A 25,500-nucleotide genomic window follows, 5' to 3' on the forward strand; every position below is an offset into this window, starting at 1 on the left:
TTCCGGAATCGATATGCCTTACGCCAGGATCACAGGAACGGGCGGCTATCTGCCCCCACGCGTCGTCAGCAACGATGATCTGGCCGCCGACCTGGCCACGCGCGGCATCGAGACCTCCGATGCCTGGATCACGGAGCGCACCGGCATCCGCCAGCGCCACATCGCCGAACCGGGCACCAAGACCAGCACGCTGGCCACGGCGGCCGCGCGCGCAGCCCTGGACAGCGCCGGCCTGGCGGCCGAACAGCTCGACCTGATCATCGTCGCCACCTCCACGCCGGACTTCATCTTCCCCAGCACCGCCTGTCTGGTGCAGGCCAACCTGGGCGTGGGCGGTGCCGCCGCCTTCGACGTCCAGGCCGTGTGCAGCGGTTTCGTCTATGCCCTGGCCACCGCCGACGCCTTCGTGCGCGCCGGCCGCGCGCGCCATGCCCTGGTGATCGGTGCCGAGGTCTTTTCCGGCATCCTCGACTGGAACGACCGCCGCACCTGCGTGCTGTTCGGCGATGGTGCCGGGGCCGTGGTCCTCAGCGCCTCTGACGAACCGGGCATCCTGGCCACCCGGCTGAATGCCGACGGGCGCCAGCAGCACATCCTGTGCGCCGCGGGCAACGTCGAGGGCGGCCAGGTCACGGGCGACCCCTTCCTGCGCATGGACGGCCAGGCCGTGTTCAAGCTGGCCGTCAATTCCCTGACGCGTTCCGCGCACGAAGTCTGCGAGGAAGCCGGCATCGACGTGTCCGAACTCGACTGGATGGTGCCCCACCAGGCCAACATCCGGATCCTGAATTTCATCGCCCGCAAGCTCGACCTGCCCGAAGAAAAGCTCATCGTCACCCTGGACCGGCATGCCAATACCTCGGCGGCCAGCGTGCCGCTGGCGCTGGACGTCGCCTGGCGCGACGGCCGCATCCGCGCCGGCCAGACCGTGCTGCTGCAAGGGGTGGGCGGCGGCTTCACCTGGGGCTCCGTCCTCGTGAAAATCTGAAGACCTCGACAATGAAGATTGCATTCGTATTTCCCGGCCAGGGCTCGCAGACCGTCGGCATGATGGACGCGTGGTCCGAGGACGCCGGCGTCCAGGCCACGCTGCGCGACGGCGACCAGGCCCTGGGAGAAGACCTGTCCGGCCTGATCGCCCGCGGTCCCGCCGAGACCCTGAATCTGACCACCCACACCCAGCCCGCCATGCTGCTGTGCTCCGTCGCCCTGTACCGCGCCTGGCGGCAGGCGGGCGGCGTCGAGCCCGCGCTGGTGGCCGGCCACAGCCTGGGCGAATATTCCGCCCTGGTGGCGGCGGGGGCCCTGGACCTCGCAGACGCGGTCCGCACCGTGCGCGTGCGGGCCGAGGCCATGCAGTCCGCCGTGCCGGTGGGCGAGGGCGCCATGGCCGCCATCCTGGGGCTGGACGACGAAGCCGTGCGCCAGGCCTGTGCCCAGGCTGCCGAAGGCCAGGTCGTCGAGGCCGTCAACTACAACGCCCCGGCTCAGGTCGTGATCGCCGGCCATACGGCCGCCGTCGAGCGCGCCTGCGAACGGGCTCGCGCCGCCGGCGCCAAGCGCGCCGTGACCCTGCCGGTGTCGGCGCCCTTCCATTCGCGCCTGCTGGAGCCGGCGGCCGCCGTGCTTGCCCGGACGCTGGCCGGCGTGGCCGTGGCGTCCCCGGCCATCCCGCTGATCAATAATGTCGATGTCGCCCGGCCGACGGATCCGGATGCCATCCGCGATGCGCTGGTGCGCCAGGCATGGCACCCGGTCCGCTGGGTGGAGACCATACAGGCCATGAAGCAGGACGGCGTCACCCACATCGTCGAATGCGGGCCCGGCAAGGTCCTGTCGGGACTGGTCAAGCGCATCGACCGCGAAATCAACACCTTCAACATCACTGATCCGGCGTCCCTGAAAGAAACGCTGGAAGCTCTGGGAGGCTGACATGTCGGAACCTGTGCTGGCGGGCAAGATCGCCCTCGTGACGGGCGCTTCGCGCGGCATCGGCCGCGCCATCGCCCTGGAACTGGCCGCTGCTGGCGCCACGGTCGTGGGGACGGCAACGTCCGAGACGGGTGCCCAGGCCATCACCGAAGCCCTGGCGCCGCAAGGCGGCCGCGGTGCGGTCCTGGAAGTCAATGATCCTGCGGCCTGCGACGCCCTGCTGGCCGAGCTGGCCGGCCAGGGCGGGCCGCACATCCTGGTCAACAATGCCGGGATCACCCGCGACGGCCTGATCCTGCGCATGAAGGACGAAGACTGGGCCGCGGTGCTGAACACCAATCTTTCGTCCGTATTCCGCCTGTCGCGCGGCGTGGCCAAGACCATGATGAAGGCCCGCTGGGGCCGCATCATCAACATCACCTCGGTGGTGGGCTACAGCGGCAACGCGGGCCAGGCCAATTACGCCGCCGCCAAGGCCGGCGTGGCCGGCATGTCGCGTGCCCTGGCGATCGAGCTCGGCAGCCGTGGCATCACGGTGAACTGCGTGGCGCCGGGCTTCATCGATACCGACATGACGCGGGCCCTGAACGAGACCCAGACGGCTGCGATCCTGCAGCAGATTCCCCTGGGGCGCCTGGGCTCGGCGGCGGAAATCGCCCATGCGGTCGCCTACCTGGCCAGCCCCCAGGCGGGGTATGTAACAGGGACGACGTTGCACGTCAATGGTGGTATGTACATGTAGGGATCGGGAACGGAGCCGGCCCGTCTAAGGTAAAATCCGTTCAACCTCAGCAGGCAGGCCCGGGTGCGACCGTGCTTCCCCAGGAAGCCGTCCGATGGCCGGGACTGTTTTTTTTGACACAAACCCGCAGCCCCGTTGAACTCATTTGGCTATAATTCGCGGGATTTTTCCTAACTGGAGATATGCATGGAAAGCATCGAACAGCGCGTCAAGAAGATCGTCGCTGAGCAACTCGGCGTCAACGAAGCCGAGATCAAGAACGAATCTTCCTTCCTTGACGACCTCGGTGCCGATTCGCTCGATATGGTCGAGCTCGTGATGGCCCTCGAAGACGAATTCGAAACCGAAATCCCCGACGAGGAAGCCGAGAAGATCACGACGGTCCAGCAAGCGGTCGACTACATCACCTCGCACAGCAAGCAATAACCTTCACCACCCTGCTGCGGCTTGCCGCGCCAGGGCACGACGGCCTGTCGCACCGAGCCGGACAGGCTGCCGGGGCGGTTCGTGGCGGGCGCCATCGGCGGGCTGAAGCAGCCCGCCCAACCGGGTCCGCCGCGGACCGCCTTTTTCATCGCCGGGGCGCCCGGGATGAAAACGCTGCCCCTGCAGGCAGCAGGCAGGCATCGCCTGCGCGGCGCGGGGCCCTCTTTCATTTCCAGTTTCAGGAGCCGAGTCAGTGAAACGACGTGTCGTCATAACCGGGTTGGGCATCGTGTCGCCCGTGGGCAACGATGTCCAGACCGCCTGGGACAATCTCATCCACGGGCGCTCGGGCATCGGTCGGGTGACGCGTTTCGACGCCTCGGTGCTCAACAGCCAGATCGCCGGCGAAGTCAAGGGCTTCGACGTGACCGAATACATGGGCGCCAAGGAAGCCAAGCAGATGGATACCTTCATCCATTACGGCGTGGCGGCCGGCATCCAGGCCTGGCGCGATTCCGGCCTGGACATCTCCGCCGAGGACGCCGACCGCGTCGGCACCATCATCGGCTCGGGCATCGGCGGCCTGCCGCGGATCGAGGAAACCCAGATCGAATATCTGCAGCGCGGCGCGCGGCGCATCTCGCCGTTCTTCGTGCCGGCCTCGCTCATCAACCTGATCTCGGGGCAGCTGTCCATCATGCTGGGTCTGAAAGGCCCCAGCTATGCCGTGGTCTCGGCCTGCACGACCGGCCTGCACTCCATCGGCGATGCCGCGCGGCTGATCGAATATGGCGATGCCGACATCATGGTGGCGGGCGGGGCGGAAAGCTCCGTGTCCCCCCTGGGCATGGGCGGCTTTGCCGCGATGCGTGCGCTGTCCACCCGCAACGACGATCCCGAGACCGCCTCGCGCCCCTGGGACCGCGACCGCGACGGCTTCGTCCTGGGCGAAGGCGCGGGCGTGCTGGTCCTGGAAGAGTACGAACACGCGCGGCGCCGCGGCGCCCGGATCTACGCCGAATTCCTGGGATTCGGCATGAGCTCCGACGCGCACCACATCACCAGCCCGGACCAGGACGGTCCGCGCCGGGGCATCCTGCATGCCCTGCGCAACAGCGGCGTGACCCCCGAGCAGGTCAGCTACGTGAACGCCCACGGCACGTCCACCCCGCTGGGCGACAAGAACGAGACGGCTGCGCTCAAGCTGGCGTTCGGCGATCATGCATACAAGCTGGTGGTGAATTCCACCAAGTCCATGACCGGGCACCTGCTGGGCGCCGCGGGCGGCATCGAGGCGGTCTTCACGGCCCTGGCGGTGCACCATCAGATCTCGCCCCCGACCATCAACCTGTTCAACCAGGATCCCGAATGCGACCTGGACTATTGCGCCAACGAGGCGCGCGACATGAAGATCGACGTGGCGCTGTCCAATTCCTTCGGTTTTGGCGGCACCAACGGCTCGATGCTGGTTGGACGCATCTGACCGCTCGATCGGACGCGCCCCCGGCCCCGTGCGGGTCCAAGGGGGCGGCATGACCGAGCGCGACGTCGATCTCGCGCTGGTCGAGCGTGTCAGGCGCGGGGAGCGCCATGCCTTCGATCTGCTGGTGATCAAGTACCAGCGCAAGATCATGCGGCTGCTGTCGCGCATGATCCACGATCAGGCCGAGATCGAGGACGTTGCCCAGGAGGCCTTCATCAAGGCCTATCGCGCCTTGCCCCAGTTCCGGGGCGACAGCGCCTTCTATACCTGGCTTTACCGCATCGCCCTGAACACCGCCCGCAATTGGCAGGCGGCCAGTTTCCGCCGGCCCGCCACCGTGGCGCCCCTGGAAAACGAGGACGGTGAAACTTTTGACCAGATCGATGGCCTAAGCGATCACAGTACCCCTGAATCGCTGATGGCCAGCCGGCAGGTCGCCCAGGCCGTCAACGAGGCCATCGACGATCTGCCGGACGATCTGCGCACTGCGATCGTGCTGCGGGAAATCGAGGGGATGAGTTATGAAGAGATTGCCAGTGTCATGCAATGTCCCATCGGCACGGTCCGTTCGCGCATCTATCGTGCCCGCGAAGCCATCGCGGCCCGTTTGCGGCCGGTCATGGAACGCGATTCGGAACACCGCTGGTAAGGAGCCGTCATGAACGCCAAATCCGATTCCATTGCGACCGAACCCGCCTGGGAGGCCTCGGTGTCCTCCTGGGTGGACGGCGAGGCCGACATCCGCTCCGAGGAACTCGATACGCCCTACGGCCGCCAGATCTGGGATACCTATCACCTGATCGGCGATGTCATGCGCAGCCCCGACCTGGCAATCCAGCCGTCCGACCGCTTCTACGCGCGCGTGTCGGCCGCCATCGATGCCGAGCCGCCGATCGTCGCGCCCTCGCCGCTGGTCCGGCGCCACCTGATGCGCAACGGCCTGTCGGGCCTGGCGGTCGCGGCCGCGGTGGCTTCCGTCGTCTGGATGGCACGTCCCTTCTTCTTCACCCCGGATGCGTCTCCCGCGGCCCCGGTCGTGGCCCAGGCCGAAGAGCCGGACGCCGCCGATCCGGGGCTGGCCGACTACATGGCTGCGCACCAGTCGATGGCGGGTGCCGGCGCCGTGCGCCAGGTTTCCTACGACGGGATGGGGGCGCGCTGATGCCGGCCTGGGCGCGGACCGCATGCCGGGCCGGGCTGGGCCTGGTGCTGGCCTTGTCATGGGCCGCCGCCATTGCGGCAGAGGACGACCCCCTGGCCTTCCTGCGCCAGGTCCAGTCCGCCGCGCGCACCCTGGACTATGCCGGCGTCACGGTCTACCAGCAGGGCCGCATGCTGCAGGCCACGCTCCTGGTGCACCAGGTCGACGGCACGGGCGAACGGGAGCGCCAGGAAGTCCTGGACGGCACGCCCCAGGAATGCCTGCGGCAGAACGGCATGGAACAATGCCTGCTGCCCGAGCATCGGCTCATCGTCATGCGGCCCGCACACAGCGATCATTTTCCGGCGCTTCTCCTGGGCGAAGGCAGGGCCATCGCCCAGCACTACGACTGGAAATCCCTGGGCCGCACCTATCGCGTGGCCGGGCGCGAATGCGCCGTCTCCGAACTGCAGGCGCGCGACGACCTGCGCTACAGCTACCGGATCTGCACCGACCTGAAGAACCACCTGCTGCTCAAGAGCCAGACCCTGGATGCCCAGGGTCGCCTGGTCGACCAGATGGCCTTCAGCAGCGTCCATTTCGGTGCCGATATTCCCCCCGGGTCGCTGGCCTCGCGCTGGGACACGCGCGACTGGAAGCTGCGGACCGAATCCAGCCAGCCGGCCAACCTGGCATCGCGGGGCTGGCGTTTCGTGTTGCCCGCGGGCTTCCAGCCCATCGCCGAACTGACGCGCCAGATGGGGCCTGGCCACATGGTGGATCAGCTCGTGCTGTCCGATGGTCTGGCCGCAATTTCGATCTTCATTGAAACCTTTGACCCGAAACGCGATCAAAACATCAGACAGGGCGGCCTGCGGCAGGGCGCGATGAGCATCTACCGCATGCGACTGGCATCCTACTGGCTGACCGCCGTTGGAGAGGTGCCCGCGCAGACCGTGCATGACCTGGCCCATGCGGTGCAGTACCTGCCCCAGGCCGCCCAGTGATCCCCGTATCCTCCAAGGAGAATTTCATGGTTTTTCATCTGCCGTATGCCGCCGCGAAGCGTGCGGCGGCGAGCGCCGCCGTCTGCATGGCGCTGGCGACCGTCCTGCCCATCGGCGCTGCCCAGGCGCAGGCGGTGGCCGCCCCCAGCGCGGCACTGCCCGATTTCACCCAGGTGGTGGCCGAGACCGAAGGCTCGGTGGTCAACATCCGCACCACCGAGGCGGTGCCGGTGCGCCGTTCGCCGATGATGCCCGGAGACGGTGATCCTTCCGAGCTGTTCCGCTGGTTCTTCGGGCCGGACTTCATGCCCCCGGGCTTCGGCCAGCCCAACCAGAACCCGCGCGCCCGGCCCAAGCAGCCGCCCCAGTCCCAGGGCGAGCGCACGGTGCCGCGCGGCATCGGTTCGGGCTTCGTGATCTCCGAAGACGGCTACATCCTGACGAACAATCACGTCGTGGACAATGCCAACGGCATCTTCGTCACCATGACCAGCGGCAAGGAATACAAGGCCAAGGTCATCGGCACCGACGCGCGCACCGACATCGCCCTGATCAAGATCGATGCCTCCGGCCTCAAGCCGATTCCCATCGGCGATTCGGACAAGCTGCGCAAGGGCCAGTGGGTGCTGGCGATCGGCTCGCCCTTCGGCCTGGATTCCACCGTGACGGCCGGCATCGTCAGTGCGATCAATCGCGACACGGGCGACTACCTGCCGTTCATCCAGACCGACGTGGCCGTCAACCCCGGCAATTCCGGCGGTCCGCTGATCAACCTGCAGGGCCAGGTGGTCGGGATCAATTCCCAGATCATCTCGCGCAGCGGGGGATTCATGGGCATTTCCCTGGCCATCCCCATCGACGAGGTCATGCGCGTGGTCGAGCAGCTCAAGGCCCACGGAAAGGTCACCCGTGGCCGCATCGGCGTGCAGATCACCGAGGTCCAGGACGATGTCGCCAAGGCATTGGGGCTGGACAAGGGCCAGGGCGCCCTGGTCAGCAGCGTCGAGGCCGATGGTCCCGCCGCCAAGGCGGGTGTGCATCCGGGTGACGTGATCACGGCTTTCAACGGCCAGGCCATCAAGCACATGACCGACCTGCCGCGCCTGGTGGGGTCGACCCGTCCCGGCACGAGCGCCACGATCCAGGTCTGGCGCAAGGGCAAGTCGCTCGAGCTCAAGACCACGGTCGCCGAACTCGACGACAAGGCCGCGGCCCAGAGCGGCGAAGCGCCGTCCGCCAACGATGGCACGGACCGACTGGGCCTGAGCGTCAAGGCGCTGCCGGCCGATGCCGGCGACCAGGGCGTCGTGGTCGAGCAGGCCGAGGGCGCTGCGGCGGAAGCCGGCATCGAACCGGGCGACGTGATCCTGCGGATCAACGACACCGACATCACCAGCCCGAAGCAGTACGCCCAGATCGTCAAGGGCCTGGACAAATCCCGGCCGGCCGTGCTGCTGGTCAGCCGCGACCAGCAGTCCCAGTGGGTGATCATCAAGCCGCAGTGATGGCTGGCCCGGGAAAAAGCTAAAATACGGCCTGAACGAGAAGGGGACGCCCCGCGGCGTTCCCTTTTCGCTTGGGAACGCGGGGTGGCCCCAGGCCCCGCCTCCGGTGGCGGGCGCGGGCATGCCCGGCGCCCGCCATCCGCACCGCGCGGGGGCCCCATCCACCCTGTCGCCGAGCACCCGCTTTTCTATCCTTATGGACCATATCCGCAACTTTTCCATCATTGCGCACATCGATCATGGCAAATCGACCCTCGCCGACCGCCTGATCCAGCGTTGTGGCGGCCTGCAGGACCGTGAAATGGAAGCCCAGGTCCTGGACTCGATGGACATCGAGCGCGAGCGCGGCATCACCATCAAGGCCCAGACCGCGGCATTGCGCTATACGGCGGCCGACGGCCGCGTCTACGCCCTGAACCTGATCGACACGCCGGGCCACGTCGACTTCTCCTACGAAGTCAGCCGCTCGCTGTCGGCCTGCGAGGGCGCGTTGCTGGTGGTGGATTCCACCCAGGGCGTCGAGGCGCAGACGGTTGCCAATTGCTACACCGCGATCGAACTGGGCGTGGAAGTCGTGCCCGTCCTGAACAAGATGGACCTGCCTTCGGCCGATCCGGACGCCGCCGCCGCCGAGATCGAGGACGTGATCGGCATCGATGCCACCGATGCCATCCAGGCCAGCGCCAAGACCGGCCTGGGCATCGACGAAATCCTCGAAGCCGTGGTCACGCGCATCCCCCCACCCAAGGGCGATCCCGATGCGCCGCTGCAGGCCCTGATCATCGACTCCTGGTTCGACAACTACGTCGGGGTGGTGATGCTGGTGCGCATCGTCAACGGCACCCTGCGACCCAAGGACAAGATCCTGCTGATGGCCACCGGCGCCACCCACCTGTGCGAGCAGCTGGGCGTCTTCACGCCCAAGTCCCAGCCGCGCGACCAGCTGTCGGTCGGCGAGGTCGGCTTCATCATCGCCGGCATCAAGGAACTCGAGCACGCCAAGGTCGGCGACACCCTGACGCTGGCCGGCAAGCCTGCCGCCATCCCCCTGCCGGGCTTCAAGGAAGTCAAGCCCCAGGTCTTCGCCGGGGTCTATCCGGTCGAATCCAGCGAATACGACCAGCTGCGCGATTCCCTGGAAAAGCTCAAGCTCAACGATTCCTCGCTGATGTTCGAGCCCGAGGTCTCCCAGGCGCTGGGCTTCGGCTTCCGCTGCGGCTTCCTGGGGCTGCTGCACATGGACATCGTCCAGGAGCGGCTGGAGCGCGAGTTCGACATGGACATCATCACCACCGCGCCGTCGGTGGTCTACGAAGTCCTGCACCGCGACGGCACGCTGCTGATGGTGGACAGTCCTTCGCGCATGCCCGAAGTCGGGCACATCCAGGAAATTCGCGAACCCATCATGACCGTGACGCTGTTCATGCCCCAGGAATACGTCGGCCCGGTCATGTCGCTGTGCACGTCCAAGCGCGGCGTGCAGCTGGACATGAGCTACCACGGCCGCCAGGTGCACCTGCGCTACGAAATTCCGCTGGCCGAGATTGTGCTGGATTTCTTCGACCGACTGAAATCCGTGTCGCGCGGCTATGCGTCCATGGACTACGAGTTCAAGGAATACCGCGTGGCCGACGTGGTGCGCGTGGATCTGCTGATCAACGGCGACCGGGTCGATGCCCTGTCCATGATCGTGCACCGCGCCAACGCCCGCCACCGGGGGCGGGAAGTGGTCACGCGCATGCGCGGCCTGATCCCGCGCCAGATGTTCGATATCGCCATCCAGGCCGCCATCGGGGCGGAAGTCGTCGCCCGCGAGAATGTCAAGGCCTTGCGCAAGAACGTGCTGGCCAAGTGCTACGGCGGCGACATCACCCGCAAGAAGAAACTGCTCGAAAAGCAGAAGGCCGGCAAGAAGCGCATGAAGCAGGTCGGCAGCGTGGAAATCCCGCAGGAGGCCTTCCTGGCTGTCCTGCAGGTGGAAGACAAGTGAAAAAGGACGTCGCATGAGTTGGGATTTCGCTCTGTTGCTGTTCGTCGCGCTGGTCGTGACGGGCCTGGTCTGGCTGCTGGACCTGGGCATTCTGCGCGGCCGGCGCCGCGCCCGCGCCCAGGCGGCCGCGCAGGCCTGCCGCAACAACGCCGCGGGGCTCGATCCCGCCGCCCTGCAGGTCGAATGCGACCAGATCTACGAGCGGGCCAACCGTCCTCCCTGGTGGGTGGAATACTGCACCAGCTTCTTTCCGGTGATCCTGTTCGTGTTCGTGCTGCGTTCCTTCGTGGTCGAACCCTTCCGGATCCCGTCGGGCTCCATGCTGCCGACGCTCGAGAACGGCGACCTGATCCTGGTGAACAAGTACGAATACGGCATCCGCCTGCCTGTGATCGACCGCAAGGTCCTCGAACTGGGTTCGCCCCAGCGCGGCGACGTGGTCGTGTTCCGCTATCCGGTGGATCCCTCGGTGGACTACATCAAGCGGGTGGTCGGGGTGCCGGGCGACGTGATCGAATACCGCAACAAGGTCCTGACCATCAACGGCGAGCCGGTCAGGCGCGTGCGCGACGGCGATTACTACGAGCCCGACCGCGCGGTCTACGTGGGTCAGTATCGCGAGCAGCTGGGCGATGTGTCGCATCGCATCCTGCTCAACCTCCAGGCGCCCCAGGAATTCATGCCGATCACGCGCTTTCCCGATTTCCAGGCCTGCTCCTACCTGTCCGACGGGGTGCGCTGCACGGTGCCCGCCGGCCATTACTTCATGATGGGCGACAACCGCGACAACAGCCTGGACAGCCGCTACTGGGGCTTCGTGCCCGACCGCAACATCGTCGGGCGCGCGTTCTTCATCTGGATGAACTTCGGTTCGCCCAGCCGGATAGGCGGGTTCGAGTGATGGCTTCCCTGGATTCCCTGCAGTCCGCGCTGGACTATCGCTTCCGGGATCCGGGCCTGCTGGAGCGGGCCCTGACCCATCGCAGCCACGGCATGCCCCACAACGAGCGCCTGGAATTCCTGGGTGATTCGGTGCTGAATTTCATCGTCTCCACGCTGCTGTTCGACGAGCATGCCGAGATGGACGAAGGCGATCTGTCGCGGGTGCGGTCCAACCTGGTCAAGCAGTCCGCGCTGGCCGATATCGCCCAGACGCTGTCTCTTTCTGCCCACCTGCGCCTGGGCGAAGGCGAACTGAAAAGCGGCGGTTTCCGCCGGCCCTCGATCCTGGCCGATGCGCTCGAGGCGATCTTCGGTGCCATCTACCTGGATGGCGGCTATCCGGAAATCAGCCGGGTCATCGAACGCCTGTACCGCCCGATCCTGGCGCACATCGATTTGCGCACCTTCGGCAAAGACCCCAAGACCCTTCTGCAGGAACTCGTCCAGGGGCGCGGCCACCCGCTGCCGCACTACGAGGTCGTCGCCACCCGTGGGGCGGCGCACGACCAGATGTTCGACGTGGTGTGCGAGGTGCCCGCGCTGGGCATCCGGGTGCAGGCTTCCGGCAGCAGCCGGCGGGCGGCCGAGCAGGCAGCCGCCGGCCAGGCGATCACCGCCATCGAATCGCTGGGGCCGGCGCGCCGGTCGGCACGCCGCCGCAAGCCGGCCCAGCTGTCCCTGCCCGTGGCTGTGGCCCAGGAAAAGCCCCAGGCCCCGACTTCCCAGGACAAGAAATGAATGCCTCCAGCCCCAGCCGTTGCGGTTTCGTCGCCATCGTGGGCCGCCCCAACGTGGGCAAATCCACCCTGGGCAACGCCCTGGTCGGGGCGAAGCTGTCCATCGTTTCGCGCAAGGCGCAGACGACCCGCCACCGCATCCACGGCGTGCTGACGCGCGACCAGGACCAGTTCATCTTCGTCGACACCCCCGGCTTCCAGACCCGGCACGGCGGGGCGATGAACCGCATGATGAACCGGGTGGTCACCCAGGCCCTGGCGGAAGTCGATGTCGTGGTGCACGTGGTCGAGGCCGGGAAATGGTCGGCGGGCGATGCGGGCGTGGTGCCGTTGCTGCCGAAGAACCGGCCGGTGATCCTGGCGGTCAACAAGGTCGATGCGGTCAAGGACAAGAATTCCCTGTTCGCCTATGTGTCGCGCCTGATGGACCACTTCCCCTATGCGGCCGTGGTGCCGGTCAGCGCGCTGCGCGACGTGCAGCTCGAAGTCCTGCTCCGGGAGATCGCCAGCCACCTGTCGGAAGGCGAGCACCTGTTCGAGCCCGACACCCTGACGGACCGGCCGCTGCGCTTCCTGGCGGCAGAGCTGATCCGGGAAAAGATCTTCCGCCTGGTGGGCGACGAACTGCCCTACGGTTGCACCGTGGCCATCGAGCAATGGGAAGAAAACGACGAGGGTGCGCGCATCGCGGCCTGCATCGTGATCGAGCGCGACAGCCACCGGCCCATCCTGCTGGGGGCGGGCGGCCAGCACATGAAGCGCATCGCCACCGAGGCCCGCCAGGACATCGTCAAGCTGCTCGACAAGCCGGTCTTCCTGGACGTCTACATCAAGGTCCGCAAGGGCTGGTCGGATCGCGAAGCGGCCCTGAGGGAACTGGGCTATGAGTAGACGTGGCCAGCGCATCCTGGATGCGCGCGGCTATGTGCTGCATGCCAGCCCCTGGCGTGAAACTTCCCTCGTCGTCCAGGCCTTCACCCGCGACCACGGCTGCGTGGCGCTGGTGGCCAAGGGGGCCAAGCGCCCCTATTCGGCCCTGAGGCCGGTGCTGGTCGGCTTCCAGCCGCTCTGGCTTTCCTGGACCGGTTCGGCCGAGATCCACACCCTGACGCGCGCCGAGTCCGGCCCGATCCGGCTGCTCGACGGCCGGGCGATGATGTCGGGCTGGTACATGAACGAACTGATCCTGCGCCTGCTGGCCCGCGAAGACCCGCATCCGGGTGTGTTCGACGCCTACGAGGCCACGCTGGACGCGCTGGCCGGCGCGCGCGGCCGCCCCCATGCCGCGGCGCTGCGCCGCTTCGAGTGGCTGCTGCTGGAGCAGGCCGGCTATGGACTGGATGCCCCGATGCCCGACTTCGATCGGGCGGACGCCGAGCCGGCCCTGCGCCAGGCGCTGCGGGAACGCCTGGATGAACTGCTGGATGCGCCCCTGCGCACGCGCCAGGTTCTGATGGACCTGCAGCGCTACTGAGACCTATGAAAAAGGGCATCCTGCTGTCGGTGGCGTCCTCGGCGCTGTTCGCCACCATGTACTTCTACGCGACGCTGATGCAGCCCTTCGATGGCGACATCGTGTTCGCCTGGCGGATCCTGATGGGCCTGCCGATGCTGGCGCTGGTGGTGCAACGCGCGCGCGGCTGGGGCGCGGTGCGCCAGACTGCCCACGATTTTTCCCGGCCCCGTTTCCTGGCGGCCATGATCGCATGCTCGCTCCTGCTGGGAGTCCAGTTGTGGCTGTTCGTCTGGGCGCCGCTGCATGGCCAGGCGCTGAACGTGTCCATGGGCTATTTCCTGCTGCCGCTGGTGATGGTCCTGGTCGGGCGGCTGTTCTATCGCGAGCAGCTCAGCGCCTGGCAGGCCTGGGCAGTGGCGTTCGCGGTGCTGGGCGTCGGGCACGAGTGGTGGCGCCTGGGGACGGTGTCCTGGACCACGCTGCTGGTGGCCCTGGGCTATCCGCCGTATTTCATGCTGCGCCGCCGGCTGCGGGTCGATTCGCTCACCAGCCTGTGGTTCGACATGTTCTTCCTCCTGCCCGCGGCCGTGGTGATCCTGCAGTCCCAGGCGGGCGAGGCCGTGCGCCTGTTCGCCGCGCATCCGCGCCTGATCCTGCAGGTCCCCCTGCTCGGGCTGTTGAGCGCGGTGTCGCTGTCCATGTACCTGGCGGCCAGCCGGATGCTGCCCATGTCCCTGTTCGGGCTGTTGAGCTACGTCGAGCCCGTGCTGCTGTTCTGGGTGGCGTTCCTGCTGATGGGCGAGCCCGTGGCGCCTGCGCAGTGGCTGACCTATGTGCCGATCTGGATCGCGGTGGGCCTGGTGGCTGCCGAAGGCGTCAGAAAACTGCCCTCGCGCGCGTCCGGCTGACCCCGGTCTGCTGTCCGTCGGCCTCCAGGCGGTGCCATGCGGCGGCGATGCGTTCGACGGCGTCGCGCAATTCGGCCTCGGGCCGTGTCCAGGGCAGGCGCACGAATGTGTCCAGCCCGCCACCGGGAGAAAACACGGGGCCCGGCGTCAATGCGACCCGGCTGGCCGCGACCGCGGCGGCCAGCGCGGCCGCTCCCCGGTGCGGCAGTTCGCACCACAGCGTCAGCCCGCCCGCGGGCGGGTTGAAGCGCCAACTGGGCAGATGGGTCTTCACGAGCCCGATCAGGGCGTCGCGTTGGGTGCGCAGGCGTTCGATCTGCCGTGGTGGCACGGGCCCCAGGCGCAGCAGGTGTGCGGCGGCGAGCTGCTCGACGACGGGCACCCCCAGGTCGAGCGACATGCGGGCCTGCACCAGTGTCCCGACGAGCGTGCGGGGGGCGCGGATCCAGCCGATGCGCAGTCCTCCCCAGTGGGTCTTGCTCATGCTGCCGAGCGTCACGGCCTCGGGATCGAAGACGGCGAACGGCGGCGGCATGGCCTGGCCGTCGAGGGCCAGGGCATGGTGGGTCTCGTCCACGATCGCACGCGTCCCGTGGCTGCGCAGGGCCTGGGCCAGCTGCCGCCGCTGCGCCGCGGGCATCACGGCGCCGGTCGGGTTCTGGAAGTCGGGGATCAGGTAGACAAAATCCGGCCGCACCCGCGCAAGGGTGTCCGCGATTCCGGCGATGTCCCATCCGTTCCCGTCCAGGGGGCATTCGTGCAGCTGCAGGCCCGATGCGCGCAGCATCTCGCTGGCGTTGGGGTAGGTCGGGGATTCGAGCAGCACGCGTCCCGGATGTCGGGCCAGGGCGCGCACGACGACGCCAGCCGCCGTCAGGGCGCCGGGCGTGATCACGATCTGACCTGGGTCGGTCGGCAGCCCCCGTGCGGCATAGCCGGCAGCGATGGCTTCCTGCAGGACCGGCAGGCCGGAGGGAAAATAGCCGTGCCTGCCCAGGTAGGCCGGCAGGTCGGCCAGGGCCGCCGCATAGGCCGCCATCACCTCCGCCGGGGCGGAGTCGGCGGCGCAGCCCAGGTCGATCCAGTCGTCGCCGGCGCCGCCGGCAACGAGCACACGGTCGTGGGCACGCTCATGGCCGCCCGGCACGGCCGTGAAGGTGCCCGAACCCTGCGCCGCATGTGCATAGCCATTGTCGCGCAGCGTATCGTAGGCGCGCGTGACGGTGGTGCGGGACAGGCCTAGGGCAGCCGCCAGCGCCCGTTCGCTGGGCAGCCGCACATTCAGTGGAATCCGCCTGTCTCCGATCAGCAGGGTGAGCCTGTCGGCCAGGCCGGAATAGGCAGGCCCCGCCGGCAGCTCGCCCACCAGTTCACGCACGCGGCGCGCAGAAATGGCTTCTTTCATAAGAGCCACTTTCTCATGATTGGCTATTTTCTACAAGGCCAATATTCGGCAAGATACCGCCATGAATACTTCGATCGAACTCGTCCAGCTCGGCCCCCTGGCGCAACTGCGCACGGGAAAGCTGGCCAGGCGCCTCGTGCAACTGATGGTCGGCCTGTTTTTCTATGGCGTATCCATGGCGATAATGATACGTGGCGATCTCGGGCTGTCGCCCTGGGATACGCTGCACATCGGTCTCACAGAACGCCTGTCGCTGAGTTTCAGCGCGGTGGTCATCGGCCTGTCTTTCCTGGTGCTGCTGCTGTGGATCCCCCTGCGGGAAATTCCGGGGCTGGGCACCATCGCCAATGCCATCGTGATCGGCCTGTCAGCCGACCTGGGCCTGCGGATGCTGGAGACGCCCGAAGGTCTGCCCGCGCGCCTGGTGCTCACCGTCGGGGGCGTGCTGCTGTGCGGCCTGGGTTCGGCCTTGTACATCGGCGCGCAGCTGGGCCGGGGGCCCCGCGACGGCCTGATGACCGGGCTGCACCGCGTCACCGGCCTGTCGCTGCGGCTGGTGCGCACGGGGCTCGAGGTGGCGGTATTGCTCATGGGCCTGGCCCTGGGCGGCCTGGGGCTGCTCGGGATCGGCACCGTGCTGTTTTCCCTGGCCATCGGCCCGCTGACGCAGGCCCTGCTGCCGTGGGTCCTGGTGGCGCCCCGGCAGAGATGATAAAAAACGGCGGACCGAAGTCCGCCGGGGTGTTTCAGACGCCTGGAATAGGGGGGTTATTCGCGATCGCCGCCGAAGATGCCCAGCAGCATCAGCAGGTTGGCGAAGATGTTGTACAGGTCCAGGTAGACGGCCAGGGTGGCGGTCACGTAGTTGGTTTCGCCGCCCTGGACGATGCGCTGCAGGTCGACCAGCAGGAAGGCCGAGAAGATGCCGATGGCCAGCACCGACAAGGTCAGCATCAGGGCCGGGATCTGGAAGAACAGATTGGCCAGCGAAGCCAGGATCAGCAGCACCACGCCCACGAACAGGAATTTCTGCAGGTGGGTGAAATCGCGCTTGGTGGTCGTGGCGACGGTGGCCATGACGCCAAAGACCGCCGCCGTGCCGCCGAAGGCCAGCATGATCAACTGGGCGCCGTTGCCCAGGCCCAGGACATGGCCCAGCAGACGGGACAGCATCAGGCCCATGAAGAATGTGAATCCCAGCAGCAGGGCGACGCCCAGCGAGGAATTCTTGTTGCGTTCGATCATGAACATCAGGCCGATGGCGCCCACCAGGAACACCAGCGTGCTGATGCCCGGGCTGGAGGCCATGGCCTGGTTCATGCCGAAGGCCAGGCCGACGGCGGCCCCCAGGACCGTGGGAATCAGCGACAGCGCGAGCAGCCAGTAGGTGTTGCGCAGGACGCGGTTGCGGACGGCGACCGAGGCCGAAGCCGGGTAGGCGCCGGTGTCGGGAAGGGTGTTGCGGAAGTCGGACATGGCGGTTTCCTGTGATGCGTGAGACCGATGCGGGCACCGGCCGGAATGATTCAATCTTACAACAAGCTGAACGGCATCGTCCATAAGGAGCCCGGACATCGTCCGGGGCCGGCGGGGTGGCGGCACATGCTGTTGGACACTCAGGCGCCGCGATGGTTCCCGGCGGCGGGATGGCTTGCGGGCAGGCGGTGGCCGCGGACGTCGTGGCCTGCCTGCTGGTATTGGGCCCAGCGCCGCCGCGCGGCCTGGATGTCGGCCTCGTGGCCGGACACGATTTCCAGGATGCGCTCGAAACGTTCCGCCTGCGGCGGACAGTCCAGGTCCAGGTTCAGCAGCCAGCCCGGGGAAGGCATGCCGGCCAGGGCCGAAGGATCGCTCACCAGGATCACGTCGGCCCGGTCGGCCAGGGGGTCGCCGGCCCGGGTGTGCGGGATGAAGCTGGTGGGCTCGAATTCCCAGAGCAGGGCGTCGAAGCGCCGCAGGCGGCGCTCGTCGGTGCAGTACACCAGCAGTCGGCGGCCCGCGCCGACGTGGCGCGCCGCGGCATGGCAGGCCGTGCGCAGCCGGTGGGCCGCGCCGTAGGCGAAATCCACCCGGCTCATCGGCCTGCATCCCTGTGGCGAACCGGCATACTGTTTACCCGGTCCTGCGTGCTCATGCCTGGCATTGTCCCAGCAGGTAGCTCACCAGCAGGGGCACCGGGCGGCCAGTGGCGCCTTTCTGCTTGCCTTCGAGCCAGGCCGTGCCGGCGATGTCCAGATGCGCCCAGGGATACTTGCCGGTGAAGCGCGACAGGAAGCAGGCTGCGGTTACCGAGCCGGCGGGCCGGCCGCCGATGTTGGCCATGTCGGCAAAATTGGATTTCAGCAGGTCCTGGTAGGCGTCTTCCAGGGGCATGCGCCAGGCCGGATCGAGCGCCTGCCGGCCGGCGGCGAGCAGGTCGGCCGCCAGGGTTTCGTCCTGGGTGAACAGGCCGCTGTTGACATGACCCAGGGCGATCACGCAGGCGCCGGTCAGGGTGGCGACGTCGATCACGGCGGCGGGCTTGAAGCGCTCGGCGTAGGTCAGGGCGTCGCACAGGATCAGGCGGCCCTCGGCGTCGGTGTTGAGGATCTCGATGGTGCGACCCGACATGCTGGTGACGATGTCGCCGGGCTTGTTGGCCGTGCCGCTGGGGAGATTTTCGCAGCTGGGCACGATGCCGATGATTTCGCGCTGCAGGTTCAGTTCGGCAACGGCGCGCATGGTGCCCAGCACGCTGGCGGCGCCGCACATGTCGAATTTCATTTCGTCCATGCCGGGGCCGGGCTTGAGCGAGATGCCGCCTGCGTCGAAGGTGATGCCCTTACCCACCAGCACGATGGGGGCGGCCTTGCGGGCGGCCGTCCCGGCCGGGGTGTGGCGCAGGACGATGAAGGCGGGCGGTTCGGCCGATCCGCGCGCCACCGACAGGAAGGAACCCATCTTCAGGGCCTCGATCTTCTTCTGGTCCAGGACTTCGGCCTTCAGCGTCTTGAACTGCTTGGTCAGGCCGCGCGCGGTGTTGCCCAGGTAGGTGGGGGTGCAGACGTTGGGGGGCAGGTCGCCCAGCAGGCGGGCCAGGTTCATGCCCGCGCCGATGGCCGCGCCCTGGTCCAGGCCCGTGCGCGCGCGCGCAGCCTGGCTGCGGCCCAGGTGCAGGACGAAGGTGCGCAGCTTCGTGGCGGTCTTGGGCTTGCTGAGGGTTGCGTCGTAGCGATAGGTGGCGGCGCTGACCAGCCGGGCCGCCGTGCGTGCGCAGTCGGCAATGTCGGCGTCGGCGCAGGGCAGGGCGCACAGGGTGGAGACCGCATGGTTCAGCCCGGCGCGCACGCAATAGGCTGCCAGGGCTTCGTGGGCGCGCGCCAGGGTGGCCGCCAGGAGGCGGTCCTGGGCGCCCAGGCCGAGTAAAATGACCCGTTCGGCGGCGATGCCGGCAGGTGCGTGCAGGGTCAGGATGCCGCCGGGGGCGGCGTCGAATTCCGCCTTGACGATGGACCGGATCGCGCCTTTGGATGCCTGGTCCAGCGCGTCGGCCGCGGGGCTCAGGACGCCGTCCTGGAACACGCCCACGGCCAGGGCCTGGGTCTTCAGCGTGTGCAGGGATGCCGACGTCGTTGTGCTAAATTCCATTCGTTTTCCTTGGGTCCGGTGGATTCGAGAGTAGACGGTCCATTATTCCGCATTTTCCCATGTCATTGTTCAAGCGCGCCGTCTTCTCCGAGATCACCAGCCACGCGGGCATCGTGTTTTCCACGCTGCTGGTGGTGTGGCTGAGCGTGCTGATCGTGCGCCTGCTGGGCGAAGCCGCCAATGGCGACATCGGGGCCAACGTGGTGCTGGGCCTGGCCGCCTTTTCCAGCATCACGGCGCTGCCGGTGATCCTGTCCGTATCCCTCTTCGTGGCGGTGCTCACCACCATCACGCGCAGCTATCGCGAATCGGAAATGTCCGTCTGGTTCGCCAGCGGCCTGTCGCTGGGCCAGTGGCTGCGGCCGGTGATGCGCTTCGCGCTGCCGGTGGCGGCCGTGGTGGCCGTGCTCACGCTGTCCGCTTCGCCCTGGGCCTACGGCCAGATCGCCGAATACCGCCAGCGCTTCGAGCAGCGCTCCGACCTGTCCAAGGTCTCTGCCGGCCAGTTCATCGAAACCGACGACGGCCGCCGCGTCTTCTTCGCCGAATCCCCCACGCGGCCGGACGACGAACTGGGCAGGGTGGTGGCACGCATCATCGAGCCCGACTGGCTCAGCGTGATCACGGCCGAAAGCGCCGCCATCCGGGCCGAGACCAATGGCGACCGCTTCCTGGTGCTTGGACCGGGGCACCGCTACGACCTGAAGCCGGGTTCGCCTGAAATGCGCATGCTGGATTTCGACCGTTACGGCGTGCGCATCGAAAGCCGCACCGATCCGGGGGCGCTGGAAGCCAAGCGCCAGCAGGCCCTGCAGCAGATCAAGGCGCGGCCGACGCTGGCGCTGATCGCCAGCGGCGATCCCGAATCCATGTCCCAGCTGATGTGGCGGCTGTCGCTGCCGCTGGCGGTGCTGAACCTGGCGCTCATCGCGTTGCCGCTGGGGGCGGTCAATCCGCGCCTGGGGCGTTCGGGCGACCTGCTGATCGCCGGCCTGCTGGCGCTGCTGTACATGAACCTGATCAATCTGTCGCGCGGCTGGATCGCCAACGGCACGCTGTCCTTCGGCGTCGGCCTGTGGCTGGTCCATGCCGCTTTCCTGGCCCTGGGCCTGGGGCTGATGTGGCGGCGGATCCGCATGCCCAGGCCCAGGCGCCGCAAGGTTCCTGCGGCCTGAGTCGTGGCCTGGGCCCTGCTCAGGCGGCGGATGCGGGATCCCCGTGGTCGCCGTGCCCCGGGCGCTGGGCGGCGTACGACGGCGTCCAGTCGCCGGCCGGGGTGCGCAGCACCCGGGCGCGGCCATGCAGCAGGTCGCGATTCAGGGCCACCGTCTGCTTCAGGTAATCCCATAGCGCCATCACGCGGCGGGTACGGCGCAGGTCTTCGTGGCAGTACATCCAGAAACTGCGCGTGACCAGGATAGAGTCGGCCAGCACGGGTTCCAGGCGTTCGTCCTGCGCCGCCAGGAAGCAGGGCAGGATCGCCAGCGCCTGGCCTCCCAGGGCCGCCTGGTACTGGGCCAGCACGCTGGTGCTGCGGAACACCACCCGGGAAGGCTGCACCAGGTCGTCCAGGTAGCGCAGCCGGTCGCTGAACAGCAGCTCGTCCACATAGCCGATGAAGGTGTGCCTGCCCAGGTCGGCCTGGCGGCGGATCGGCGCATGGCTGGCCAGGTAGTCGCGGGTGCCGTACAGCCGCAGGCTGTAGTCGGCCAGCTTGGTGCACAGGTAGGGGCCGCGCTGCGGGCGTTCGAGCGCGATGGCGATGTCGGCCTCGCGCTTGGACAGGCTGATGAACCGCGGCACCGGCATGATGTCCAGCGTCATTGCGGGGTGGCGGCGCTGGAAGTCCACCATCAGGGGGGTCAGGACCGTGCTGCCGAAGCCTTCGGTGGAGCCGATGCGCAGGTGGCCCGAAGGCATCTGGGCTGCGCCGGACAGGGATTCGCGGGCCGCCAGCAAGGTGCTCTCGACCTGCTCGGCATGAGCGAAGAAGCGCAGGCCTTCCTCGGTGGGGGTGTAGCCGCTGGCACGCGATTTCTCGAACAGCGTCACCCCCAGGTCCTGTTCCAGCGCCCGGATGCGCCGCGTGACGGTGCTGTGCCGAACCCCCAGGCGCTGTGCGGCCGCGCTGGCCCGCTGCGTGCGCGCGACTTCCAGGAAATAGCGGATCGCATCCCAATCGGGCATGGGTTTTCCTTGTGCAAATATCGTCAATGAATGTGCAAATATTTTGATGGTAATAAGTTTTTTACACAACTAAACTGGGCCGGGGAGCGACGACTCCCGATCCCGCCGCACAAAGAGCGGCCCAGGGAATCTCAACGACAACGGAGACAAGACCATGCAGAAATTCACGCCCACCCTGGCGGCCGTGTTATGCGCCGCCGCGATGTCGATGTCCGTTTCGCAGGCGGCGACTCCGCCGGTCAAGATCGGCGTGCTGACCGACATGTCGGGCACGTATGCATCCATGGGTGGCATGGGCTCGGTGGCGGCGGCGCAGCTGGCCATCGACGATTGCCTGAAGGCCGAATGCAAGGGCATGTCGATCGACCTGGTCTCGGCCGACAACCAGAACAAGGCGGACGTGGGGGCGGCGCGCGCCCGCGAGTGGTTCGACCGCGACGGCGTGACGGCGATCGCCGACCTGACCAATTCCGCCGTGGCCCTGGCGGTGCAGAACATTGCCCGCGAAAAGAACAAGGTCGTGATGTTCTCGGGGCCGGCCACCACGGACCTGACCAACAAGAATTGCTCACCGGTGGGCTTCCACTGGATGTTCGACGTCTATTCCCAGTCGATCGGCGGCGTCAAGGCCATGTTCGACAAGGGCGGCAAGTCCTGGTTCTTCATCACGGTGGACTATGCCTTCGGCCATTCCCTGGAAAAGGGCGCATCCGACATGGTCAAGAGCCTGGGCGGCACGGTCAAGGGCTCCGTCCCGCACCCGCTGAACGCGCCCGACTTCGCTTCCTACCTGCTGCAGGCGCAGACTTCCGGCGCCCAGGTCGTGGCCCTGGCCAACGGCGGCCAGGATACCGTCAACGTGATCAAGCAGGCGCGTGAATTCGGCATCGTCAAGGGCGGCCAGCGCCTGGCGTCCCTGCTGGTGTTCCTGTCCGACCTGCGCGCGCTGGGCCTGGAGACCGCCCAGGGCCTGAGCTACGTGGACGGCTTTTACTGGGATTTCGACGACGCTTCGCGCGCCTGGTCCGACCGCTTCGCCCAGGCCTTCCAGGGCAAGAAGCCGACCATGACGCAGGCCGGCGTGTATTCCAGCGTGCTGCATTACCTGAAGGCCGTGGCGGCCACGGGTTCCACGCAGGGCGATGTCGTGGCGGCGAAGATGCGCGAGATTCCGATCCAGGATCCGATCATGCACAATGCATCCATCCGCCCCGACGGCCGGGTGATCCACGACATGTACCTGTACGAAGTCAAGACGCCCGCCGAGTCCAAGGGCGAGTGGGATCTGTCCAAACTGGTGGCCACGATTCCGGCCCAGGACGCCTTCCAGCCCCTGTCGGCCTCGACCTGCAGTCTGGTCAAGCATTGATTTCCGCTTTAACGCATCTACCCCGGAGGTTTGAATGAGCGACATCCCACGCGTCCCGCTGCTGATCGGCGGGGAACTCGTCCAGTCCGAAACCAAGGAATGGCGCGACGTCATCGATCCGGCGACCCAGGAGGTGGTCGCCCGGGTGCCTTTCGCCACGCCTGCCGAAGTCGAGCGGGCGGTGGCCAATTCCAAAGAGGCCTTCAAGACCTGGCGCAACACCAGCCAGGCCAAGCGCCGCCAGATCATGGTGGATTTCGCGCAACTGCTGCGCGAACACACGCCGAAGATCGCCGAGGTCATTTCCCGTGAGCACGGCAAGACCCTGCCCGACGCCGAAGGCGAAGTCGCCCGCGGCCTCGAGGGCGTGGATCACGCCGTGTCGGCCAACACCCTGCAGCTGGGCGACTACGCCGAGAACGCCGCCACCGGCATTGACGTCTACTCGGTCCTGCAGCCCCTGGGCGTCTGCGCCGGGATCACGGCCTTCAACTTCCCCGTGATGCTGCCGTGCTGGATGTTCCCCATCGCGGTCACCTGCGGCAACACCTTCGTCTACAAGCCGTCCGAGCAGGATCCCACGGCCTCGCTGATGGTGGCCCAGCTGGCCCTGGAAGCGGGCCTGCCGCCCGGCGTGCTGAACGTGGTGCACGGCGGCCCCGACGTCGCCAACGCGCTGTGCGACCATCCCGACATCAAGGCCGTGTCCTTCATCGGCTCGACCCGCGTGGGCACGGAAATCTACCGCCGCTCCTCGGATGCCGGCAAGCGCTGCCAGGCCATGATGGGCGCCAAGAACCACAGCGTCATCATGCCCGATGCCGACCGCGAGGCGGCGCTGAATTCGATGCTGGGCGCCGCTTTCGGCGCGGCAGGCGAACGCTGCATGGCGATTTCCGTGCTGGTGCTGGTGGGCGAGGCACAGAAGTGGCTGCCCGATTTCGTGGAACGCGCCCGCAAGCTGAAGGTCAACGTCGGCACCGACCGCCAGGCGGACCTGGGCCCGCTGATCTCGCCCGCCGCGCGCCAGCGCGTCGAGGGGTTCATCCAGAAGGGCATTGACGAAGGCGCGGAACTGCTGCTCGACGGCCGCGGCATCCAGGTGCCCGGCTATGAAAAGGGCAACTTCGTCGGCCCGACGGTATTCAGCGGCGTGAAGGCCGACATGAGCATCTACCGCGAGGAAATCTTCGGTCCGGTGCTGTCGGTGGTGCTGGTGGACACGCTGGAAGAGGCGGTGGAATTCATCAATGCCAATCCCAACGGCAACGGCACCTCGATCTTCACGCAGGACGGCGGCCATGCGCGCTACTTCCAGAACAATGTCGACGTCGGCCAGGTGGGGATCAACATTCCCATCCCGGTGCCGGTCGCCTGGTTCAGCTTCACGGGCTCGCGGGCCTCGAAGCTGGGCGACCTGGGCCCCAACGGCCGCCAGTCGATCTACTTCTGGACCCAGACCAAGACCGTGACCGCCCGCTGGCAGGCGCATCCGCGCGAGGTCAACACCACGATCTCGATGAAATAGCCGCCTGCGGCGCCTGCTCGCCGCTGTGCGCGGCGGGCAGGCAGGACCGGGATGCGCGCCCAGCGTATCCCGGGACCTAAACTAATAACAAAAAATCATATAAACTAGGTTCTATATTCCATATAATGGCTCTTCCTATAGGGCCATTGCCATGAACCTGCAGCAATTCCGATTCGTCCGCGAAACGATCCGGCGCAACTTCAATCTGACCGAAGCCGCCCGTTCGCTGTACACGTCCCAGCCGGGGGTGTCCAAGGCCATCATCGAGTTCGAGGATGAACTCGGCGTGCGGATCTTCGAGCGCCATGGCAAGCGCCTCAAGGGTCTGACCAAACCGGGCCAGGCCGTATCCGAAGTCATCGACCGCATCATGCGCGAAGTCGACAACCTGAAAAAGGTCAGCGACGAATTCGCCCAGCGCGACGAGGGCTCGCTGGTGATCGCCTGCACCCACACCCAGGCCCGCTACCTGCTGCCGCGCGTGATTCCCGCGTTCCGTGCGCGCTTTCCCAAGGTCCACGTGTCGCTCGCCGAAGGCAATCCCGAGCACCTGGCCAAACTGGTCCTGCACGAGCAGGCGGACCTGGCCATCGCCACCGAGACGCTGGCCCAGACCCCGGGCCTGGTGGCCCTGCCAGTGTACGCCTGGGAGCACACTCTGGTGGTGCCGCCCGACCATCCCCTGACCGAGCTCACTTCCAGCGCCGCCCGCAATCTTTCCCTGGAACATCTGTCCCGGTATCCCATCGTGACCTACGACCGGGCGTTCTCGGGCCGGCGCGCCATCGACGAGGCCTTCGACCGGGCCGGGATCGTTCCCGACATCGTGCTCGAAGCCATCGACGCCGACGTGATCAAGACCTATGCCGACATCGGCCTGGGGATCGGCATCATCGCGGGCGTGGCGTTCGACCCGCGCCGCGACAAGGGCCTGGTCGGCCTGCCCGCCGGCCATCTGTTCGGCAGGCACACCACCAGCGTCGCAATCAAGCGCGGCGTGTTCCTGCGCGATTTCGTCTACGTGCTGATGGAGATGCTGGCGCCGGAACTGACGCGCGACGTGGTGGCCGAGGCCGTCTCCCAGCCCGCTCCCCCGGTCCGGGACGCTGCCTGAT

Annotated in this window: 25 protein-coding genes; 20 read left to right on the forward strand and 5 right to left on the reverse strand. The window is 67.2% G+C overall.

What is annotated here, in order from left to right; translation table 11 throughout:
• Positions 1–13 precede the first annotated feature (13 nt).
• The 15 genes from ABD022_RS13105 to rarD all read left to right on the forward strand — a co-directional run bounded on the left by ABD022_RS13105 (position 14) and on the right by rarD (position 14,269).
• Positions 14–988 carry a beta-ketoacyl-ACP synthase III gene (locus tag ABD022_RS13105; RefSeq protein ID WP_325127139.1) on the forward strand — a complete coding sequence of 325 codons (975 nt, stop codon included), beginning with the start codon at positions 14–16 and terminating at the stop codon, positions 986–988.
• Positions 989–999: 11 nt separating this feature from the next.
• A complete protein-coding gene (fabD, locus tag ABD022_RS13110; RefSeq protein WP_325127141.1) occupies positions 1,000–1,932 on the forward strand; it encodes an ACP S-malonyltransferase in 933 nt (310 codons plus the stop codon).
• 1 nt (position 1,933) lies between these two features.
• Positions 1,934–2,674, forward strand: a complete 741-nt coding sequence (gene fabG / locus ABD022_RS13115) for a 3-oxoacyl-ACP reductase FabG (protein ID WP_325127143.1) — start codon at positions 1,934–1,936, stop codon at positions 2,672–2,674.
• A gap of 186 nt (positions 2,675–2,860) precedes the next feature.
• Positions 2,861–3,100 carry an acyl carrier protein gene (gene acpP / locus ABD022_RS13120; protein ID WP_043680887.1) on the forward strand — a complete coding sequence of 80 codons (240 nt, stop codon included), beginning with the start codon at positions 2,861–2,863 and terminating at the stop codon, positions 3,098–3,100.
• A gap of 253 nt (positions 3,101–3,353) precedes the next feature.
• Entirely contained in the window at positions 3,354–4,583 is a 1,230-nt protein-coding gene (gene fabF / locus ABD022_RS13125; RefSeq protein ID WP_343821651.1) for a beta-ketoacyl-ACP synthase II, read from the forward strand.
• A gap of 49 nt (positions 4,584–4,632) precedes the next feature.
• Positions 4,633–5,232: an RNA polymerase sigma factor RpoE gene (gene rpoE, locus ABD022_RS13130; protein ID WP_343821653.1), complete on the forward strand. Its 600-nt coding sequence runs from the start codon at positions 4,633–4,635 to the stop codon at positions 5,230–5,232.
• A 9-nt stretch (positions 5,233–5,241) separates the two neighbouring features.
• A complete protein-coding gene (locus tag ABD022_RS13135) occupies positions 5,242–5,745 on the forward strand; it encodes a sigma-E factor negative regulatory protein (RefSeq protein WP_343821655.1) in 504 nt (167 codons plus the stop codon).
• A complete protein-coding gene (locus ABD022_RS13140) occupies positions 5,745–6,731 on the forward strand; it encodes a MucB/RseB C-terminal domain-containing protein (protein WP_343821657.1) in 987 nt (328 codons plus the stop codon). Before ABD022_RS13135 ends, ABD022_RS13140 begins: the two co-directional genes overlap by 1 nt.
• Before the next feature lie 26 nt (positions 6,732–6,757).
• A complete protein-coding gene (locus ABD022_RS13145) occupies positions 6,758–8,236 on the forward strand; it encodes a DegQ family serine endoprotease (protein ID WP_343821658.1) in 1,479 nt (492 codons plus the stop codon).
• Positions 8,237–8,432: 196 nt separating this feature from the next.
• Positions 8,433–10,226 carry a translation elongation factor 4 gene (gene lepA / locus ABD022_RS13150; protein ID WP_343821660.1) on the forward strand — a complete coding sequence of 598 codons (1,794 nt, stop codon included), beginning with the start codon at positions 8,433–8,435 and terminating at the stop codon, positions 10,224–10,226.
• A gap of 13 nt (positions 10,227–10,239) precedes the next feature.
• Positions 10,240–11,127: a signal peptidase I gene (lepB, locus tag ABD022_RS13155; RefSeq protein WP_343821662.1), complete on the forward strand. Its 888-nt coding sequence runs from the start codon at positions 10,240–10,242 to the stop codon at positions 11,125–11,127.
• Entirely contained in the window at positions 11,127–11,906 is a 780-nt protein-coding gene (rnc, locus tag ABD022_RS13160) for a ribonuclease III (RefSeq protein ID WP_343821664.1), read from the forward strand. Before lepB ends, rnc begins: the two co-directional genes overlap by 1 nt.
• Positions 11,903–12,796 carry a GTPase Era gene (era, locus tag ABD022_RS13165; RefSeq protein WP_343821666.1) on the forward strand — a complete coding sequence of 298 codons (894 nt, stop codon included), beginning with the start codon at positions 11,903–11,905 and terminating at the stop codon, positions 12,794–12,796. Before rnc ends, era begins: the two co-directional genes overlap by 4 nt.
• Positions 12,789–13,379: a DNA repair protein RecO gene (gene recO / locus ABD022_RS13170; protein ID WP_343821668.1), complete on the forward strand. Its 591-nt coding sequence runs from the start codon at positions 12,789–12,791 to the stop codon at positions 13,377–13,379. The genes era and recO overlap by 8 nt, the downstream gene beginning before the upstream one ends.
• A 5-nt stretch (positions 13,380–13,384) precedes the next feature.
• Positions 13,385–14,269 carry an EamA family transporter RarD gene (gene rarD / locus ABD022_RS13175; protein ID WP_343821669.1) on the forward strand — a complete coding sequence of 295 codons (885 nt, stop codon included), beginning with the start codon at positions 13,385–13,387 and terminating at the stop codon, positions 14,267–14,269.
• On the opposite strand, the gene yczR is transcribed toward rarD, so the two are convergent.
• Positions 14,238–15,674 carry a MocR-like transcription factor YczR gene (gene yczR / locus ABD022_RS13180; RefSeq protein WP_343821670.1) on the reverse strand — a complete coding sequence of 479 codons (1,437 nt, stop codon included), beginning with the start codon at positions 15,672–15,674 and terminating at the stop codon, positions 14,238–14,240. The two genes, rarD and yczR, sit on opposite strands and share 32 nt — an antisense overlap.
• A gap of 61 nt (positions 15,675–15,735) precedes the next feature.
• On the opposite strand from yczR, the gene yczE reads away from it, so the two are divergent.
• Entirely contained in the window at positions 15,736–16,386 is a 651-nt protein-coding gene (gene yczE, locus ABD022_RS13185) for a membrane protein YczE (RefSeq protein WP_343821671.1), read from the forward strand.
• A 56-nt stretch (positions 16,387–16,442) separates the two neighbouring features.
• On the opposite strand, the gene ABD022_RS13190 is transcribed toward yczE, so the two are convergent.
• The 3 genes from ABD022_RS13190 to ABD022_RS13200 form a co-directional block, all read right to left on the reverse strand.
• Complete coding sequence (locus ABD022_RS13190) at positions 16,443–17,150, reverse strand: Bax inhibitor-1/YccA family protein (RefSeq protein WP_343821673.1); 708 nt, start codon at positions 17,148–17,150, stop codon at positions 16,443–16,445.
• 140 nt (positions 17,151–17,290) lie between these two features.
• Positions 17,291–17,752: a DNA polymerase III subunit chi gene (locus tag ABD022_RS13195; protein ID WP_343821674.1), complete on the reverse strand. Its 462-nt coding sequence runs from the start codon at positions 17,750–17,752 to the stop codon at positions 17,291–17,293.
• Positions 17,753–17,804: 52 nt separating this feature from the next.
• Positions 17,805–19,301 carry a leucyl aminopeptidase gene (locus ABD022_RS13200; RefSeq protein ID WP_343821675.1) on the reverse strand — a complete coding sequence of 499 codons (1,497 nt, stop codon included), beginning with the start codon at positions 19,299–19,301 and terminating at the stop codon, positions 17,805–17,807.
• A 59-nt stretch (positions 19,302–19,360) separates the two neighbouring features.
• Here ABD022_RS13200 and lptF point away from each other — a divergent pair, with 59 nt between their 5' ends.
• The gene (lptF, locus tag ABD022_RS13205; protein WP_343821677.1) at positions 19,361–20,476 is read left to right on the forward strand and encodes an LPS export ABC transporter permease LptF; all 1,116 of its coding nucleotides are present in this window, start codon (positions 19,361–19,363) and stop codon (positions 20,474–20,476) included.
• Between the two features lie 19 nt (positions 20,477–20,495).
• On the opposite strand, the gene ABD022_RS13210 is transcribed toward lptF, so the two are convergent.
• Positions 20,496–21,488, reverse strand: coding sequence for a LysR family transcriptional regulator (locus ABD022_RS13210; protein WP_343821678.1), 993 nt, complete (start codon positions 21,486–21,488; stop codon positions 20,496–20,498).
• 154 nt (positions 21,489–21,642) lie between these two features.
• On the opposite strand from ABD022_RS13210, the gene ABD022_RS13215 reads away from it, so the two are divergent.
• From ABD022_RS13215 to ABD022_RS13225, 3 genes are all read left to right on the forward strand, one after another.
• A complete protein-coding gene (locus ABD022_RS13215) occupies positions 21,643–22,857 on the forward strand; it encodes an ABC transporter substrate-binding protein (RefSeq protein WP_425545227.1) in 1,215 nt (404 codons plus the stop codon).
• Between the two features lie 34 nt (positions 22,858–22,891).
• Positions 22,892–24,385 (forward strand): CoA-acylating methylmalonate-semialdehyde dehydrogenase, encoded by a 1,494-nt coding sequence (locus ABD022_RS13220; RefSeq protein ID WP_343821680.1) that lies wholly within the window; start codon positions 22,892–22,894, stop codon positions 24,383–24,385.
• 151 nt (positions 24,386–24,536) lie between these two features.
• Positions 24,537–25,499, forward strand: coding sequence for a CysB family HTH-type transcriptional regulator (locus tag ABD022_RS13225; RefSeq protein WP_343821682.1), 963 nt, complete (start codon positions 24,537–24,539; stop codon positions 25,497–25,499).
• The last annotated feature ends 1 nt before the right edge of the window (position 25,500 follow it).

It is taken from the genome of Castellaniella daejeonensis, assembly GCF_039523555.1.
Classification (GTDB): domain Bacteria; phylum Pseudomonadota; class Gammaproteobacteria; order Burkholderiales; family Burkholderiaceae_B; genus Castellaniella; species Castellaniella daejeonensis.

Bases quoted from the DNA above. Each gene is read 5' to 3' on its own strand.
- rnc (WP_343821664.1), top strand. From the start codon at position 11,127: ATGGCTTCCCTGGATTCCCTGCAGTCCGCGCTGGACTATCGCTTCCGG.
- yczE (WP_343821671.1), top strand. From the start codon at position 15,736: ATGAATACTTCGATCGAACTCGTCCAGCTCGGCCCCCTGGCGCAACTG.
- ABD022_RS13195 (WP_343821674.1), bottom strand. From the start codon at position 17,752: ATGAGCCGGGTGGATTTCGCCTACGGCGCGGCCCACCGGCTGCGCACG.
- rarD (WP_343821669.1), top strand. From the start codon at position 13,385: ATGAAAAAGGGCATCCTGCTGTCGGTGGCGTCCTCGGCGCTGTTCGCC.
- ABD022_RS13225 (WP_343821682.1), top strand. From the start codon at position 24,537: ATGAACCTGCAGCAATTCCGATTCGTCCGCGAAACGATCCGGCGCAAC.
- ABD022_RS13210 (WP_343821678.1), bottom strand. From the start codon at position 21,488: ATGCCCGATTGGGATGCGATCCGCTATTTCCTGGAAGTCGCGCGCACG.
- yczR (WP_343821670.1), bottom strand. From the start codon at position 15,674: ATGAAAGAAGCCATTTCTGCGCGCCGCGTGCGTGAACTGGTGGGCGAG.
- era (WP_343821666.1), top strand. From the start codon at position 11,903: ATGAATGCCTCCAGCCCCAGCCGTTGCGGTTTCGTCGCCATCGTGGGC.
- ABD022_RS13105 (WP_325127139.1), top strand. From the start codon at position 14: ATGCCTTACGCCAGGATCACAGGAACGGGCGGCTATCTGCCCCCACGC.
- ABD022_RS13220 (WP_343821680.1), top strand. From the start codon at position 22,892: ATGAGCGACATCCCACGCGTCCCGCTGCTGATCGGCGGGGAACTCGTC.
- lepB (WP_343821662.1), top strand. From the start codon at position 10,240: ATGAGTTGGGATTTCGCTCTGTTGCTGTTCGTCGCGCTGGTCGTGACG.
- fabG (WP_325127143.1), top strand. From the start codon at position 1,934: ATGTCGGAACCTGTGCTGGCGGGCAAGATCGCCCTCGTGACGGGCGCT.
- ABD022_RS13145 (WP_343821658.1), top strand. From the start codon at position 6,758: ATGGTTTTTCATCTGCCGTATGCCGCCGCGAAGCGTGCGGCGGCGAGC.
- fabD (WP_325127141.1), top strand. From the start codon at position 1,000: ATGAAGATTGCATTCGTATTTCCCGGCCAGGGCTCGCAGACCGTCGGC.
- acpP (WP_043680887.1), top strand. From the start codon at position 2,861: ATGGAAAGCATCGAACAGCGCGTCAAGAAGATCGTCGCTGAGCAACTC.
- rpoE (WP_343821653.1), top strand. From the start codon at position 4,633: ATGACCGAGCGCGACGTCGATCTCGCGCTGGTCGAGCGTGTCAGGCGC.
- ABD022_RS13190 (WP_343821673.1), bottom strand. From the start codon at position 17,150: ATGTCCGACTTCCGCAACACCCTTCCCGACACCGGCGCCTACCCGGCT.
- lptF (WP_343821677.1), top strand. From the start codon at position 19,361: ATGTCATTGTTCAAGCGCGCCGTCTTCTCCGAGATCACCAGCCACGCG.
- ABD022_RS13200 (WP_343821675.1), bottom strand. From the start codon at position 19,301: ATGGAATTTAGCACAACGACGTCGGCATCCCTGCACACGCTGAAGACC.
- lepA (WP_343821660.1), top strand. From the start codon at position 8,433: ATGGACCATATCCGCAACTTTTCCATCATTGCGCACATCGATCATGGC.
- ABD022_RS13135 (WP_343821655.1), top strand. From the start codon at position 5,242: ATGAACGCCAAATCCGATTCCATTGCGACCGAACCCGCCTGGGAGGCC.
- recO (WP_343821668.1), top strand. From the start codon at position 12,789: ATGAGTAGACGTGGCCAGCGCATCCTGGATGCGCGCGGCTATGTGCTG.
- ABD022_RS13215 (WP_425545227.1), top strand. From the start codon at position 21,643: ATGCAGAAATTCACGCCCACCCTGGCGGCCGTGTTATGCGCCGCCGCG.
- ABD022_RS13140 (WP_343821657.1), top strand. From the start codon at position 5,745: ATGCCGGCCTGGGCGCGGACCGCATGCCGGGCCGGGCTGGGCCTGGTG.